Here is a 15,903-nt window from a genome sequence, read left to right on the forward strand (position 1 = left end):
GTTCTCCGGCCAGAACCGCCGCCCGGCAACGCAACCGGCACCCGGCCACCGAACACTGCGCGGACTGGGGCGGGGGGCCACAGCGCGCTCTGCGCGCGTCCGTTGCCCGCAGCGTGCGGCCTGCAGGCTCCAGGATGACAGGGGTCCGTAGCACGGCCGCCGGTCCCAGTGTGGTTGGCAGAGAGTGGGGTGTCATCCCAACTCAGGGCGCGGTCAGCTGCCGCCGCCACGCTCTCGCACGTCGATCGTGAAGGCGCGCAACCAGAACCCGGGCACCGGCTGCCAATCCCGCTCCGGCAGGCGCACGAAGCCCAGGCGTCCGTACAGCCGGTGCGCGGACTTCATCGCGTCCAGGCTGCACAGCACCACGCGCTGAGCTCCCAGCTCCCGGGCGCGCGCGAGCACGGCGCGGGCGAGCGCCTCGCCGACGCCTCTCCCACGGGCGGCCGGCGAAGTGGACAGCATCCGGAACTCCAGCTCGCCCGCGCGCGAGATCTCCGCGAACACCGAGCCCGGCAGCGTGATCGTGACCGAGCCCAGTAGCTTCCCGGCCCCATCCACCGCGACCAGCAGCTCCCCCTGCTCCGCCCGGCGGGCGGCATCGGCGAGTTCGTCGACGTACTCCGGGTTCGCGGCCAGGAGGCCATCGCTGGAGTAGGCGTCCACCGTGATCGCGCCGACGGCGGCGTACTCCTCCGGCCGCGCCGCGCGGATCACGAGCTCACTCATCCGCGCCTTCCTCGTCTGTCGGCAGTGCGACCTCGGCCGCCGCCTCGGGGCCGCGCTCCAGCAGCACCTCGAAACCACTCTCGTCGAGCACCGGGACCTTCAGCTGCACGGCCTTGTCGTACTTCGAGCCCGGCGCGTCACCCACCACGACGAAGGCCGTCTTCTTCGAGACCGAGCCCGCCGCCTTGCCACCGCGGGACATGATCGCTTCCTTGGCCTCGTCCCGCGAGAACGTGTTCAGCGAGCCGGTGACCACAATGGACAGTCCCTCGAGGTTGCGCGGGATCGACTCGTCCCGTTCCTCGGCCATCCGCACCCCGGCGCGGCGCCATTTGTCGACGACCTCGCGGTGCCAGTCGACCTCGAACCATTCCTGCACGGCGTGCGCGATGGTGGGCCCGACGCCGTCCACATCCGCCAGCGCCTCCTCCTCGGCCGATTCGATCGCGTCGATCGAGCCGAACTCCCGCGCCAGCGCCTGCGCCGCCGTCGGCCCCACGTGCCGGATCGACAGCGCGACCAGGACCTTCCACAGTGGACGGTCCTTCGCCGTGTCCAGGTTCGACAACAGTTTCCGTGCGTTGGCCGAAAGCTCCCCGGCCTTGGTGCGGAACAACGGCACCATGGCCAGCTTCTCCTCGTCGAGGTCGAAGATGTCGCCCTCGTCAACGACGACCTTCGACTCCAGCAACGCGGTGGCCGCCTCGTAGCCGAGCACCTCGATGTCGAACGCGCCGCGGCCAGCCAGATGGAACAGCCGCTCCCGCAACTGCGCCGGGCAGGAGCGCGCGTTCGGGCAACGGATGTCGACGTCGCCCTCCTTCTGGTGGGCCAGCGTGGTGTGGCACTCCGGGCACCGGGTGGGCATGACGAACTCGCGCTCGTCCCCGGTGCGGGCGTCGGCGACCGGGCCGAGCACCTCCGGAATGACGTCCCCGGCCTTGCGGATCACCACCCTGTCCCCGATCAGCACACCCTTGCGCTTGACCTCTTCGGCGTTGTGCAGGGTGGCCATCGCGACCGTGGACCCGGCCACCTTCACCGGCTCCATCACCGCGAACGGCGTGACCCGGCCGGTGCGGCCGACGTTGACCTGGATGTCGAGCAGCTTGGTGATCGCCTCTTCGGGCGCGTACTTGTACGCGATCGCCCAGCGCGGGGCCCGCGACGTGGTGCCGAGCCGCCGCTGCAGCGACACCTGGTCCACCTTGATCACGACGCCGTCGATCTCGTGCTCGGCGTCGTGCCGGTGTTCGCCCCAGTACTCGATGTGGGCCAGCACGTCCTTCGGTTTGGTGAACACCTTCGTGTGAGTGGACACCGGCAGACCCCACGCGGACAACGCGTCGTACGCCTCGGACTGCCGCTGCGGCTCGAAGCCCTCGCGCTTGCCGAGCCCGTGGCAGATGAGCCGGAGCTTGCGGCTGCGGGTGACCCGGGGATCCTTCTGCCGCAAGGAACCCGCGGCCGTGTTGCGCGGATTGGCGAACGGCGGCTTGCCCGCCTCGACCAGCCCGGCGTTCAGCTCCGTGAAGTCCTCGACCCGGAAGAACACCTCGCCCCGCACCTCGACCAGCTCCGGCACCGGGAACTCGTCGGTGCCGGTGAGCCGCTCGGGCACCTGGTCCAGGGTGCGCACGTTCAGCGTGACGTCCTCACCGGTGCGGCCGTCGCCACGGGTGAGCGCGCGGGTGAGCTTCCCGCGCTCGTAGAGCAGGTTGATCGCCAGCCCGTCGATCTTGAGCTCGCACAAGTACTGCGTGGACCCGCCGACCTCGCGCTCCACCCTGTCCAGCCAGGCCAGCATCTCCTCGGTGTCGAAGACGTTGTCCAGGCTGAGCATCCGCTCCAGATGGTCGTACGCGGCGAACTCCGTGGAGAACGTGCCGCCCACGTTCTGCGTCGGCGAATCAGGCGTGGCCAGACCCGGGTACTCGCGCTCCAGGTCCTCGAGCCGGTGCAGCAGATCGTCGAACTGGCCGTCGGAGATCGTCGGCGAATCCAGCACGTAGTACCGGAACTGGTGGCCGCGGACCTCTTCGGCGAGGGCCTGGTGCCGCTCCCGCGCTTCGGCGGGCACTTCGGTCACGTCCTGGGCAGCTGGCTGGTCACTCACAGCCGGTAGCCTAGCCACTCCCCCCGACATTTCCGGAATCCAGCTTCCGGACCAGGTCACGAAGTTCCAGCAGGGACAGCGAACCGGCCGGTTCCCGCTCGGCGGTCTCCACTCTGCGTAGCCGTTGCCCGGCCAACCGCTCGCCGAGCGTGGCGTCCAGCGGCAGGAAGGTCAGCGCCGAGCGCGCGCCGGGGTCCAGCTCGGACAGCATCGGGTGATACACCGCCACGTCCACCACGTCCCCGTCGACCAGCGCGGCGACCCGGAACTCGGCGAGCGCGACCCGGTGCGCACCGAGGTTGACCGTGACCTCGCTGGGATCGGGCACCGGTGGCACCGAATCGTGGTACTCCCAGATCGAGTCCTCCTCCGGCGCGGCGGCGGCCCAGGCGTCGGTGAACGGCCGCAGCGCCGGGTCCTCCTGGCCGGTGACCACGAGCGCGTAGATCGCGCGATGCCCGCGCTCCAGGGAGAAGTGCAGATCCGGGTGCAGCCGCGCCACGGCGGACGAAAGCTCGTGCTCGACCCGTTGCGGCGCACCGTCCCCGAGCGCGGCATTGATCTCCGGCAGCAGTTCGAACCACCGGCGCCAGAACGTGACCGCCGCGGCTTCCGGGTCCTCGGGCACTTCGCGAGCAGGCCATGGAGTGCGCGGGTCGGGAACGTCGTCTTCCTTCGGGCGGCGCCGGAACCATCGCATCGCCCCTTACTACCAGCCTTCCGGCGGCTCCACGAACGCTTTGCCCAGATCCCTGGTGAGCGACAACGCGCGGCGCAGCCAGGTCACGGTCGCGCCGGCGAAGCCGCACGACGGCGTGGGTACCGCCCGTTCGGCGAGGATCGCACGGTTGAAGCCGAGGCGGTCCACCAGGCGCAGCGCGGGCGCGGCGACCTCACGCAGCTCCGGCGGCTTCGCCGGGGCGAGCGCAGGCACGAGTCCGAGGAACATCGTCACGTCGTCGTCCCAGGCTTCGCCGAGTTCGTCGAGCAGTTTCCCCGGCGCGCCGTCGAAGTTCGTGGCGTCGAAGGCCAGCGCGCCCGCACCGGCCGAATGCAACAGGGCGACCGGCGGTTTCGGGGCACAGCAATGGATCACGACCGGGTTGCCGGTGCTGGACTGCGCGCCTTCGATCACCCGCGCGAGCAGCTCCCGCGCCTCGGGCTCTTCGACGGCGTTGACCGTGCCGTAGCCCGATGGGGTGGACAATGAGCCGGCGAGCACGTCCGGCAGCGTGGGCTCGTCGAACTGGACCACCACTTCGGCGCCGGTGCGCGCCCTGAGCTCCGCGACGTGTTCGGCCAGTCCTTCGAGCATCGACTCGGTGAGATCCCGGACCGCGCCACGGTCAGTCAGCATCCGGTGCCCGCGCGGCAGCTCGATGCCCGCCGCCAGCGTCCACGGCCCGGCGAGCTGGGTCTTGAGCACCGCGGGCCCGTGCGCGGCCTCCTGCACCGCGTCGAGGTCCCAGCGCAACAGGTCGACCGCGCGCCGGTGGTCGTGCCCCGGCCGGGCGGCGACGCGATACCCGCTGGGCACCACCTCCACGGCCAGATCGACCAGCAACGCGGCCGTGCGGCCCAGCATGTCGGCGCCGACGCCACGCGCGGGCAGCTCCGGCAGGTGCGGGAATTCCGGCAGTTCACCGAACACGATGGCGGCCGCTTCGGCGGAGTCGGTACCGGGCATCGAACCGATGCCGGTGGCCGCCGCGGGGGCCCAGGGCTTGTCGCTCACAACAGCCATTGTGTCCGGTGTTGCGAGCCCGTAAACGATGGGTGCCGCCGTCTCGCGCGAAGCCGTCGATGTCCCGTACCTTTCGGGGAAATTCGCGCATCGGGACAAAGGAGGTGACGAGCATGAGGGTGGCACTGGCCCAGACGGACTGCCGGCTCGGCGATGTGACGGGAAATCTGGAGACCGCCGAACGGCTGATCAAGGAATCGGCCGCGGACGGGGCGGACCTGGTGGTGTTCCCGGAGCTGAGCCTGACCGGGTATGCACTGGGGCAACTGGCCGACGACATCTCACTCTGGCCGGACGACCCGCGTCTTGCCGAACTGTCCAGGCACGGACCGGACGTGGTGATCGGGCTGCTGGAGGACGGCCGCATCCGGCGGCACAATTCGGCGCTGTACCTCTCCGACGGGGAGGCGGTGCACAACCATCGCAAGCTCTACCTCCCGAACTACCTGATCTGGGAGGAGCGAAAGCACGCCAGCCCCGGCCAGCACATGCGCGCCTTCGACACCCGCTTCGCGCGGATGGCGACGCTGATCTGCAACGACGCCTGGCAGCCGATGCTGCCCTGGCTCGCGGCCCAGGACGGCGCGGAAATCCTTGTGGTGCCGACGAATTCGGCGGCCAAGCTGACCGGCGGCTCGTTCGACCCCGCGGAGTACTGGCACGATCTGCTGACCTTCACCGCGCGGATGCAGCAGTGCTGGGTGATCTTCGTGAACCGGGTCGGCGACGAGGCCGGGGTCCGGTTCTGGGGTGGCTCGCGGGTGGTCGACCCGTGGGGTTCGGTGGTGGCGACGGCGCCGACGTGGGAGGAGTCGCTGCTGGTGGTCGACATCGACCCGCAGGCCGTGCGCCGGCGTCGCCGCGAGATCCCGCTGCTGGCCGACGCCCGGCTCGGCCTGCTGCGCCGGGAACTGGAAAGGCTCATCAATGAAAGCGGCTCGGATTAACGAAAATCAGGACATTCCTCCGCAATTCACCACTGCGTCCCCGTCCCGTGAATATGCTCGCTACTCTTTGAGCGCATGACGAGTGATTCGCGGCGAGCCGGCGGGGGCACGCTGTTCACCGAGCCGGTCCTGGTGGTGAACCAGAAAGCGAAGCTGGTCGAGACGTCGAACGAATTCGGCGTCTTCGACCAGCATGGCAGCCCGCTCGGAGCGGTGGTCGAGGTCGGCCAGAGCATGGTGAAGAAAGCGCTGCGGCTGTTCACGAATTACGACCGGTTCCTGACCCACAGGTTCGAAGTCCGGGACATGGGCGGCAGCATTGTGCTGAAAGTGACGCGTCCGGCGAAAATGCTCAGGTCGCGGTTTGTGGTCACCAGAGCCGACGACACCCCGATCGGCGAGATCCAGCAGGAGAACGTGCTCGGCAAGATCCGGTTCGCCTTCACCGCGGGCGGGCGCACGATCGGGCACCTGCGGGCGGAGAACTGGCGGGCCTGGGACTTCTCCATCACCGACGCCGGGGACACCGAGATCGCCCGGGTCACCAAGACTTTCGCCGGGTACCTCAAGGAGGCGTTCACCACCGCGGACAACTACGTGGTCGAGATCCACCGCCAGCTGACCGACCCGCTCGCGAGCATGGTCGTGGCGAGCGCGCTGACCGTCGACACCGCACTCAAGCAGGACGAACACGATTAGTGACCGGTGTCTCAACCCGCGCCTGTGGACAATCCAACCCTGAGCGTTTCAAAGTAAATGTTCCGGGATGGAAGGGACGATGAGGTCGCGTGGAACCACTGGCCGATGACGGAGCACGTCCGTGGACCGAACCTGGGATCTACGACGTGGCTCCCGGCGTCTACCGCATCCCGCTGCCGCTGCCCAACGACGGGCTGCGCGCGGTCAACGTCTACGCGGTGACGGACGAAACCGGCCTGGTCATGATCGACTCCGGCTGGGCGCTGGACGAGGCGCGGGAGCAGTTGCGCGCGGCGCTCAAGGGAATCGGCGCCGATCTCGGTGACATCAGCCAGTTCCTGGTCACCCACGTGCACCGCGACCACTACACGCAGGCCGTGGCGCTGCGGCGCGAGTTCGGCACGAAGATCGCGCTCGGCGAGCACGAGGAGTACTCGCTGCAGGTCACCATGGATCCCAGCCGGGAGCCGATGAACACGCAGCTGCGGCTGATGCTGGCGTCCGGCGCGACCCCGGTGGTGCGGCTGCTGAAGGGGATCTCCAAGGACGGCAAGGCCGAGCGCAGTATCTGGGATCTGCCCGACGAATGGCTCACCCCCGGCCGCCGCACCGTGCTGTCGTCCCGTGAGCTCGACATCGTGCCCACCCCGGGGCATACGGCCGGGCACGTGATCTTCGACGACGGCGCGGCCGGGCTCATGTTCACCGGCGACCACGTGCTGCCGCACATCACCCCGTCGATCGGCTTCCAGCCCGGCGCGTCGGAGCTGCCGCTGCGCGACTTCCTGGACTCGCTGCACCTGGTGCGCGGGATGCCGGACCGGCGGATGCTGCCCGCGCACGGCCAGGTCTCGCCGAGCGTGCACGCACGGGTGGACGAACTGCTCGCGCACCACGACGACAGGCTCGCGAAGAGCGCGGAGACCATCGTCGCCGGCGCCACCACGGCCTACGAGGCCGCTCTCAGGCTGGGTTGGACCCGGCGGATGCGCAAGCTCGCCGAGCTCGACCCGTTCAACCAGATGCTGGCGGTGTCGGAGACCAAGGCGCACCTTGATCTCCTCACCTACCAGGGCAGGCTCAAGATGTCCGAAGTGGACGGAGTGCGGCACTACAGCCTGCCCTGAGCCGCTATTCGCTCAGCTTCGTGCGCAGTTCGCGTTTGAGGATCTTGCCGGAAGCATTGCGCGGGAGCTCGTCGACGAAGTGCACCGCCTTCGGCACCTTGAACGAGGACAGCCGCTCCTTGACGTGTGTCACCAGCACGTCCGCCGAAACGTCCTCTTTGGACACGACGACGGCGGTGATCGCCTCGATCCACTTCGCGTCCGGCACCCCGATCACGGCCACCTCGCCGACCGCGGGGTGGGTGTAGAGCGCGTCCTCGACCTCGCGCGAGGCCACCAGCACGCCACCGGTGTTGATCACGTCCTTGATCCGGTCCACCACGTAGAGGTAGCCCTCGTCGTCGATGCGCACGAGGTCGCCGGAGTGGAACCAGCCGCCACGGAAGGCTTCCTCGGTCTCGTCCGGCTTCTCCCAGTAGCCGAGGCACAGCTGCGGCGAGCGGTACACGACCTCGCCCAGCTCGCCCGGCGGCACGTCGTTCATCTCGTCGTCGACCACCCGCAGCTCCACGAACAGCGCCGCGCGCCCGGCCGAATCCGGCCGCTCGGCGTGGTCGGCCGGGCCGAGGATGGTGGCCAGCGGCGCGATCTCGGACTGGCCGAAGCAGTTGTAGAAACCCAGTTCCGGCATGGTTTCCCGGAGCCTGCCGAGAATCGGGCCGGGCATGATCGAGGCGCCGTAGTAGGCCTTGCGCAACGACGGCAGCGGCCGGAACTCCGGATGGTTCGCCAGCGCCACCCACAGCGTCGGCGCCGCGAAGAACGCACCGTGCCCGTCCTCGCCGAGCCGCCGCAGGATTTCGCCCGGCTCCGGCACCTCCAGCAGCGTGTTCTCCGCGCCGACGGACAACCACGGCAACAGGAAACAGTGCATCTGCGCGGAGTGGTACAGCGGCATGACGTGCAGCGGGGCGTCGTCCTGGGTCATCTCCAGGCCCACCACGCACGACAGGTACTCGTGCACCAGCGCGCGATGGGTCATCATCGCGCCTTTCGGCCGTGACGTCGTACCCGAGGTGTACAGCAGTTGCGCCAGGTCGGTGTCGGCCACGTCCACGTCGAGCTCCGGGACCGGCCCGCCGGCGGCGGCCGCCAGCAGCGAATCCTCGTTGTCCCGCAAGGGAATCACCCGCTCGACCCCACCGACCCGGCCCGCCAGCGCGGGATCGGCGAGCGCGATCCGGCTGCCCGACTGCTCCACCAGGTAGGCCAGCTCCTCGCCGACGAGGTTGTAGTTGACCGGCACGTGCACGAGCCCCGAACGGGCACACGCGAGGAAACCGATCAGATACGCATCGGAGTTCTTGCCGTACGCGGCGACCCGGTCTCCCTTGGCCAGCCCCAGTTCCAGCAGCCACGCGGCCGCCCGAGTTACTGCCGCGTCAAGTTCGGCGTAGGTCCACACCCGGTCCGCGAAGCGAAGCGCGACGCGGTTGGGCACGCGGGCGGCGCTGCGCCGGAGGATGTCCGCGACTGTGCTGGAGCGAAGCGTGGTCATAGGGACCTCCCGGCGCCGATGCCATACTGGGGTGCTGTGAACGAGATCCACATTAGACGAGCCAGGGCCGAAGATGTCGGGCAGATCGTGGCGATGCTGGCCGACGATCACCTCGGCCGCGGCCGCGAGAACACCGCCGACCTCCGGCCCTACCAGCAGGCGTTCGCGGCGATCGAAGCCGACGGGAACCAGTTCCTCGCGGTGGCCGAGGAGGACGGCGAGCTGATCGGCACGATGCAGCTGACGTTCATCCCCGGCCTCTCCCGCCAGGGCGGCACCCGCGCGCTGGTCGAAGCCGTACGGGTCCGCGCGGACAGGCGGAGCGGCGGGCGAGGCGCCCGGCTGATGAAGTGGGCGGTGGACGAGGCGCGCCGCCGGGGTTGCGCGATGATCCAGCTGACTTCCGACGCGTCGCGGTTCGACGCGCACCGTTTCTACGAGAAACTCGGTTTCGAGCAGAGCCACCTCGGCTTCAAACTTTTGCTCTAGGCAACCAAAGTGTTCTCGCCCATAATGATGTTGAAAAGAGCCGAATAGTTTTCCAACCCTGGGGTAGTACCCTTCTGACGGCGCGTACGCGTCGCCACCTGGACATCGCGGAGGTGGAACCGATGTCCCGCCGAACAAGGCCGCCACCTTGAGTGACACCGGGCAGATCGACTACCGCCACAGGACCGTCGCGGGCTGCTTCGTAGTGACCTTCAGCGGCCGGCTCGATTCGCGCACGTACCTGGAAGTGCGGGACAGCCTGGTCAAGCTGGCGCTGGAACAGCCGCGAGCACTGGTGGTCGAGATGCACGGCCTCGAGGTGGCCAATGACCTACAGCTGAGTGTGTTCTCCTCGGCGTGGATGCGCGTCAGCGAGTGGCCGGACGTACCGATCATGCTGGTCGCCACGGACGGCACGCTGCACGACCGGCTGAAGAGCAGCGCGCTGGCGCGATTCGTTCCTGTTTACGCGAACGTCGACGCCGCCGTCGCGTCCCTCAAGTCGCCCCGGCTCCAGCGCCGCAACGTGATGACATACCCGCCGCTGCCGGAAAGTTCCAGCGCGGCGCGGCAGTTCGTGCGGCAGACCTGCCACCAATGGGACATCACGCCCTGGACGCAGGACGCGTTGTGCGTCGCGTCCGAGTTGGTGGAAAACGCTTACCAGCACACGGGCACCGAACTGGAACTCCGCCTCGAACTGCGGCGCGGGCTGCTGACCGTGGCCGTGCGCGACGGCAGTCCGCGGCCCGCCGTGCTCCGCCAGCGCGCCGACGGCCAGCCCAACGGTTACGGCCTGCAGATCGTGGCCGATCTCGCGCGTTCCTGGGGCTGCGCGCCGGATCTGCGCGGCGGCAAGGTGGTGTGGGCGGTGCTGACCTGCGGCACCGACTGGTTCAGGAAATATCCTGCGTGGCCGGGGCCATGACCTCCATGACCATGATCGCCCCGGTCGACTCGCCCTGGCTGTTGCGCAGCGCGCCACAGGACACCCGCACCGTCACCGCCCGGCCGCGCCGGTTCACCGCTTCCAGCGTGATGTCCTTGATGTAACCGGGATCGGCCAGCGCCGGGCGTACGGCCGGGCGCAGTTCCGCCACCGGCAGGCCGATGTCGAGGTTGAGCAGGTGCTCGCCCATCGCCTCGTCCCGGCGCACGCCCCACAGCTCTTCCGCGCCGGCATTCCACGCGATGACCCGCATCTGCTGATCGATCACCACCACCCCGGTGCGCAACGAGGTCAGGATGGCTTCGAGGAAATCGTTGACGTCGTCCAGTTCTCCGGTCCGCTCGCGCAGCGCGTTGTTGATCGTCTGCAGCTCGTCGTTGGTGGACTGCAGCTCTTCGTTGGTGGTCTCCAGTTCTTCGTTGGTGGACTGGAGTTCCTCGTTCGTGGTCTCCAGTTCCTCCACCGTCGACTGCAGCTCCTCGTTCGTCGTCTCCAGTTCCTCGGTGGTGGACTGCAGCTCCTCGTACGCGTTCTCCCGCTGTGTGTTCGCACTCGACAGCTCCGAGAGCAGCCGGTGGCTGGCGGTGACGTCGTGGAACACGATCGAAATCCCGAGCGGTTCGTCGCCCGAGACGAGCGGGCTCACGTGCAGCTCCAGCGCGAGTGCTTCACCGGGGCCGCGCTGCCACTCGACGTCTTTCACCCGCACTGCACGGCGTTCGTGCCTTGCCTGGTCGATGAACCGGCGCAGTTCCACCGGACGGTAGGAGATCTCCAGGTCCCGCAGCGGCCTGCCGATGTCCCGCTCGGTGAGGCCGAAAACCTGCTGCGCCTGCTGGTTGGCGAGCGCGAGCAGGTCCTCGTTGTTGACCACGAGCTGGGCGACCGGCGTGGCACCGAAGGCCAGCGCCCGCAGCTCTTCGACTTCACCCACCGTCGTCGGCTGGCCGGGCCCCAGCGCGCGCCCGAACATCGACCCCGCGGGCCCCGTGGACACCTTGCGGAACACGCGGAACCGCAGATCCACCGGATCGAAGATCCGGCCGTGCGAGAGCAGCATTTCCGCCCGGCCCATGAACAGCACACCGCGCGGCGTCAGCGCGAAATGCAGCTTCCGCAGGATCGAGGCCTGGGTGTCGGCGTTGAAATACATCAGGGCGTTGCGGCACACGAGCAGGTCGATCCGGGAGATCGGCGCGTCCTGCACCAGATCGTTGCGGCCGAAGATCACCGAACGCCGCAGCTCCTTGTGGAAGACGTACCGGCCGCCGCCCTGGCGTTCGAAATACTTGTCGACGTATTCGCGGGGCAGCGCCTCGACATCCGGGGCGGGGTAGCTCGCGGCCCGTGCCTGCGCCAGCGCCTCCTCGTCCACGTCGGTGGCATAGATCTTGACCCGCTGCCGGAACTGCTCGATGCCCAGCGCTTCGGCGAGCACGATGGCGAGCGTGTAGGCCTCTTCGCCGGAAGCGCAGCCGGCGCTCCAGATCCGCACGCCGTCTTCGGGGCCGCGTTCGGCGAGGATCATCGGGACGATCTCGGACTGCAGGTAGTCCCAGGCGTCGGCGTCGCGGAAGAACGAGGTGACGTTGATCAGGATCGTGTTGAACAGCGCGACGAACTCATCCGCGGTGACCTGCAGGAAATCCAGATATTCGCCGTAGGAAGTGAATCCGACCTGCGCCATCCGCCGGTCGACGCGCCGCCCGAGGCTGCTGCGCTTGTAACCGGTGAAGTCGAATCCCCGGGCCTCCTTGAGATATTCGAGAATCGCCTCGAACGCCTCGTCCTGCTCCGGCACCGCTTGGTCGTTCACAGTGCTGGACACTACCGGTGGCCTCACTCGAACCGCCGCCCCGATTCATCCTGTGGCACGGCCCACCTCGTTCCCCGGCCAGGAAAGCCGTTCCAGCAGAAACCGGCGCAGCACCATCGCGGCGTGGGTCGCGTCGTCGTGGTGCTGCTCGTACCGTTCGGCCACCAGGCCGAAGCCGTGCTGCTGCGCTTCGGCCGTCATCCGTTGCGCGAGATCCCGCTTCTCCTCCAGCGCCCGCAACGCCGCCCACAACGCGTCCTCCACGTCCCTGGAACGCCGCTCGAGCAGGGTCTGCGCGGTCCAGACGTGGCCGTCGTCGCAGCGATAGTCGATCTCGTCGTCGCGCGGCGACAACGTGCCCGCGCAGGAAGGACAGGGCAGCTCGGGCAGTTCGTGGTGCTCGTCGACGGCCTCGCACACGTACTCGGCGAGCGCCTCACCCATCGCGGCGGCGGGCAGGACGTGGTCCACGGGCATCCGGGAGAGCACGTTCTCCGGCATCCCGCGGTAAAGCGCGTCCTCCGGGTCCTGCACGAACGCCACCCCGCCACGTGACTTGATGGCAGCGAGCCCGGCGACCCCGTCGTCGAGCAGACCCGAGAGCACGACCCCGATCACCCTCGGCCCACGTGTCCGCGCGGCCGACCGGAACAGTGCGTCAATCGCCGGCCGGTAACCATTCTCGGCCGGGCCGCTGCTCAGCTCCATGTGCTCGCCGCTGACCAGCAGATGCCGGTCCGGCGGCGCGACATGGACGAAACCATGCCGCAGCGGCTCCTGGTTGCGCGCGCTTTGCACCGGAAGCGAACCGCATCGGCGCAGAATGTGGGGCAGCGCGCTGGCCGCGCTGGCCGGCAGGTGCAGCACGACCAGCACCGACGCGGCGAAACCGGTGGGCAGCCCGCCCACGAAATCCCGCAGGGCTTCGACTCCACCTGCCGAGGCGCCGACCACGACAAGGTCCCGGTGGTGTGCGTCCACCGTCAGCCTCCACACCGTCGCTTTGCGACCTGTGCTGCCGAGGGTAGCCGTGTTCCCAGGACAAAGCACGAAATGGCGGATTCAGCCGGGGGGAAACCCTAGGGCGAGCTCGGCTTCGGCGAGCGATCCGTGCACCCGGACGTCCGCGCTCATGCCGGTGAGCTCCAGCAGGCGGCGCACCGACGCGCCGCACACCACGTGCAGCACCGTGCCCGCCCGCTGCGCCTTGGCGAGCGCCTCCAGCCCGGCGGCACCGAAGAAGTCGACCCCGGAAAGGTCCGCGATACAAGGGACACTGTGCCGGGAGAGCGCCTCGGCCAGCCGGGGCGCGGTGAGCAGGTCCACCTCGCCGAGCACCCGGACCACCACGAGACCGGATCCGGCACGGCGAACCTCGACCGAGAGCACGCTCTCGGCGCGTGAGCGTTCGTCGCGCACGGGTCGCCTCGCTTCGTCGCGGCGGTCAGTCGCGAATCAGCCTAGCCGTTGCCGAGCGCCGTGAAGATCCGGTTCGTTCTCACGCCGTGACGGCGATCTTGGCGCTGCCCAGCACCAGATCTCCGCTCTTGTCCGGCCCGTACAGCACGGCGACCTGCCCCGGCGCGACCCCGCGCAGCGGCTCGCGCAACTGGATGCGCACCCGGCCGTCGACGAGCTCGGCCACCGCGTCCGCCGTGCCGCCGTGCGCGCGCACCTGCAGCACGCATTCGGTGGGCCCGTCCAGCGGGCGCTCGGACGGCCAGACCGGCCTGTCCGCCTCGATCTCCCGCACCGCGAGCTGCTCGGCCGAGCCGACTTTCACCGTGCCGGACACGGGTTCCAGCGAAAGCACATATCGCGGTTTGCCGTCCGCCGCGGGCTGTTCCACGCCGAGGCCCTTGCGCTGGCCGATGGTGAACCCGTGCACCCCGGTGTGCCTGCCCAGCACCGCCCCGGTCTCGGCGTCCACGAGGTCGCCGGGGTGCTGGCCGAGCCTGCGCTCCAGGAACTTCTTCGTGTCGCCGTCCGGGATGAAGCAGATGTCGTGGCTGTCGGGCTTGTTCGCCACCGCGAGCCCACGGCGCCCGGCCTCGGCGCGCACGTCGGACTTGTGGGAATCACCGAGCGGGAACAGCGAATGCCGCAGCTGCTCGGGCGTCAGCGAGGCGAGCACGTAGGACTGGTCCTTGTCGAGGTCGGCGCTGCGCCGCAGCTCCGGCACACCGTCCACAAAGGACAGCCGCGCGTAGTGCCCGGTGGCGACGGCGTCGAACCCGAGGCCCATCGCCTTCTCCAGCAGGGCCTCGAACTTGATCTTCTCGTTGCAGGTGACGCACGGGTTCGGGGTGCGGCCCGCCGCGTACTCGCCGACGAAGCTCTCGATCACCTCTTCGGTGAACCGCTCGGCGAAATCCCAGACGTAGAAGGGAATCCCGAGAATGTCGGCGGCACGGCGGGCGTCGTGCGAATCCTCGATCGTGCAGCAGCCACGCGCGCCGGTGCGCAGCGTGCCCGGCTTCGCCGAGAGCGCCAGGTGCACGCCGACGACGTCATGCCCGGCCTCGACCGCGCGCGCCGCGGCCACCGCCGAATCCACTCCCCCGCTCATCGCGGCCAGTACCCGCATCACACCCCCTGCTGAGTCTTCTGCTTGCGCATGCCGGTGAGCCCGGCCTGCCGTGCCCTGGCGACCACGCCGCCGATCTCGCTCGCCAGCGCCTCGATGTCCGCCCGCGTCGTGGTGTGGCCGAGGGAGAACCGCAGCGAGCAGCGGGCCGAGGTCGGGTCCGCGCCCATCGCCAGCAGCACGTGGCTCGGCTGCGCGACCCCGGCCGTGCAGGCCGAGCCGGTGGAACACTCGATTCCCTTGGCGTCCAGCAACATCAGCAGGCTGTCGCCCGCACAGCCGGAGAACGTGAAGTGCGCGTTCGCGGGCAGCCTGTCCGGGCCCGGCGCCGGACCGTTGAGCACCGCGTCCGGCACCTCGCGCAGCACCGCCGCGACCAGCTCGTCCCGCAGCCCGCCGATCGTTTCCTCGTGCGAGGGCTGATCGGCCACCGCGGCACGCACCGCCGTGGCGAACGCGTGGATGGCCGGCACGTCGAGGGTGCCGGACCGCACGTCACGCTCCTGACCGCCGCCGTGCAGCAGCGGCACGCACGGAGTGTCCCGCGCCAGCAGCAGCGCGCCGACACCGTAGGGACCGCCGAGCTTGTGCCCGGTCAGGGTGAGCGCGGTGACACCGCTCTCGGTGAAATCGACCGGGACCGCGCCGACGGCCTGCACCGCGTCGGTGTGCAGCGGGATCTCGTACTCGGCGCAGATCGAGGCCAGCTCGGCCATCGGGTTGACGGTGCCGACCTCGTTGTTCGCCCACATGACCGTGACCAGCGCCACTTCGTCCGGGGCCTGCTCGACGGCCTTGCGCACCGTCTCCGGCAGCACCCGGCCTTCGGCGTCCACCTCCAGCCAGGTGACCTCGGCCTCGGCGTGCTCCTCCAGCCACTGCACGGCGTCCAGCACCGCATGGTGCTCGACCACGCTGGCGAGGATGCGGCGACGGGCCGGCTCGGCGGCCTTGCGGCCCCAGAAAATCCCCTTGACCGCGAGGTTGTCACTCTCGGTGCCGCCCGCGGTGAAGATGACCTCGGACGGACGGGCACCCAGCGCCTCGGCGATCACTTCGCGTGACTCTTCGACCATCCGCCTGGCGCGCCTGCCGGAGGAATGCAGCGAAGAGGCGTTGCCCACGGTGGACAGCGCCTCGCTCATCGCCGCAATGGCTTCCGGCAACATCGGAGTGGTCGCCGCGTGGTCGAGATAGGTCAT

Annotated in this window: 15 protein-coding genes; 5 read left to right on the forward strand and 10 right to left on the reverse strand. The window is 69.2% G+C overall.

Annotation, left to right across the window (positions count from 1 at the left end):
* Positions 1–213 precede the first annotated feature (213 nt).
* The 4 genes from VHD82_RS11560 to VHD82_RS11575 are packed head-to-tail and all read right to left on the reverse strand — an operon-like array spanning position 214 to position 4,580.
* Entirely contained in the window at positions 214–729 is a 516-nt protein-coding gene (locus tag VHD82_RS11560) for a GNAT family N-acetyltransferase (protein ID WP_325700940.1), read from the reverse strand.
* Complete coding sequence (gene ligA, locus VHD82_RS11565) at positions 722–2,875, reverse strand: NAD-dependent DNA ligase LigA (protein ID WP_325700943.1); 2,154 nt, start codon at positions 2,873–2,875, stop codon at positions 722–724. Before ligA ends, VHD82_RS11560 begins: the two co-directional genes overlap by 8 nt.
* The gene (locus VHD82_RS11570; protein WP_325700946.1) at positions 2,856–3,545 is read right to left on the reverse strand and encodes a hypothetical protein; all 690 of its coding nucleotides are present in this window, start codon (positions 3,543–3,545) and stop codon (positions 2,856–2,858) included. Before VHD82_RS11570 ends, ligA begins: the two co-directional genes overlap by 20 nt.
* A 9-nt stretch (positions 3,546–3,554) precedes the next feature.
* A complete protein-coding gene (locus tag VHD82_RS11575) occupies positions 3,555–4,580 on the reverse strand; it encodes a methionine synthase (RefSeq protein WP_325700949.1) in 1,026 nt (341 codons plus the stop codon).
* Between the two features lie 122 nt (positions 4,581–4,702).
* Here VHD82_RS11575 and VHD82_RS11580 point away from each other — a divergent pair, with 122 nt between their 5' ends.
* The 3 genes from VHD82_RS11580 to VHD82_RS11590 all read left to right on the forward strand — a co-directional run bounded on the left by VHD82_RS11580 (position 4,703) and on the right by VHD82_RS11590 (position 7,362).
* On the forward strand, positions 4,703–5,536 hold the full coding sequence (locus VHD82_RS11580; protein ID WP_325700953.1) for a nitrilase-related carbon-nitrogen hydrolase: 834 nt from the start codon (positions 4,703–4,705) through the stop codon (positions 5,534–5,536).
* A gap of 75 nt (positions 5,537–5,611) precedes the next feature.
* On the forward strand, positions 5,612–6,235 hold the full coding sequence (locus VHD82_RS11585; protein WP_325700955.1) for a phospholipid scramblase-related protein: 624 nt from the start codon (positions 5,612–5,614) through the stop codon (positions 6,233–6,235).
* Between the two features lie 89 nt (positions 6,236–6,324).
* Positions 6,325–7,362, forward strand: a complete 1,038-nt coding sequence (locus VHD82_RS11590) for an MBL fold metallo-hydrolase (RefSeq protein WP_325700958.1) — start codon at positions 6,325–6,327, stop codon at positions 7,360–7,362.
* A gap of 4 nt (positions 7,363–7,366) precedes the next feature.
* On the opposite strand, the gene VHD82_RS11595 is transcribed toward VHD82_RS11590, so the two are convergent.
* Positions 7,367–8,860: an acyl-CoA synthetase gene (locus VHD82_RS11595; RefSeq protein ID WP_325700961.1), complete on the reverse strand. Its 1,494-nt coding sequence runs from the start codon at positions 8,858–8,860 to the stop codon at positions 7,367–7,369.
* 93 nt (positions 8,861–8,953) lie between these two features.
* Here VHD82_RS11595 and VHD82_RS11600 point away from each other — a divergent pair, with 93 nt between their 5' ends.
* Together VHD82_RS11600 and VHD82_RS11605 are read left to right on the forward strand one after the other, a co-directional pair.
* Positions 8,954–9,349, forward strand: a complete 396-nt coding sequence (locus VHD82_RS11600; RefSeq protein WP_414637491.1) for a GNAT family N-acetyltransferase — start codon at positions 8,954–8,956, stop codon at positions 9,347–9,349.
* A gap of 148 nt (positions 9,350–9,497) precedes the next feature.
* Positions 9,498–10,277, forward strand: coding sequence for an ATP-binding protein (locus VHD82_RS11605; RefSeq protein WP_325700964.1), 780 nt, complete (start codon positions 9,498–9,500; stop codon positions 10,275–10,277).
* Here the strand turns inward: VHD82_RS11605 and VHD82_RS11610 are convergent.
* The 5 genes from VHD82_RS11610 to VHD82_RS11630 form a co-directional block, all read right to left on the reverse strand.
* A complete protein-coding gene (locus VHD82_RS11610; RefSeq protein ID WP_325700967.1) occupies positions 10,246–12,114 on the reverse strand; it encodes a CheR family methyltransferase in 1,869 nt (622 codons plus the stop codon). The two genes, VHD82_RS11605 and VHD82_RS11610, sit on opposite strands and share 32 nt — an antisense overlap.
* A gap of 45 nt (positions 12,115–12,159) precedes the next feature.
* On the reverse strand, positions 12,160–13,095 hold the full coding sequence (locus VHD82_RS11615) for a chemotaxis protein CheB (RefSeq protein WP_325700970.1): 936 nt from the start codon (positions 13,093–13,095) through the stop codon (positions 12,160–12,162).
* A gap of 81 nt (positions 13,096–13,176) precedes the next feature.
* Positions 13,177–13,533: an STAS domain-containing protein gene (locus VHD82_RS11620; protein ID WP_325700973.1), complete on the reverse strand. Its 357-nt coding sequence runs from the start codon at positions 13,531–13,533 to the stop codon at positions 13,177–13,179.
* Between the two features lie 79 nt (positions 13,534–13,612).
* Positions 13,613–14,701 (reverse strand): tRNA 2-thiouridine(34) synthase MnmA, encoded by a 1,089-nt coding sequence (mnmA, locus tag VHD82_RS11625; RefSeq protein ID WP_325700976.1) that lies wholly within the window; start codon positions 14,699–14,701, stop codon positions 13,613–13,615.
* Entirely contained in the window at positions 14,701–15,903 is a 1,203-nt protein-coding gene (locus tag VHD82_RS11630) for a cysteine desulfurase family protein (protein ID WP_325700979.1), read from the reverse strand. Before VHD82_RS11630 ends, mnmA begins: the two co-directional genes overlap by 1 nt.

The organism is Amycolatopsis sp., from assembly GCF_035546795.1.
GTDB lineage: Bacteria > Actinomycetota > Actinomycetes > Mycobacteriales > Pseudonocardiaceae > Amycolatopsis_E.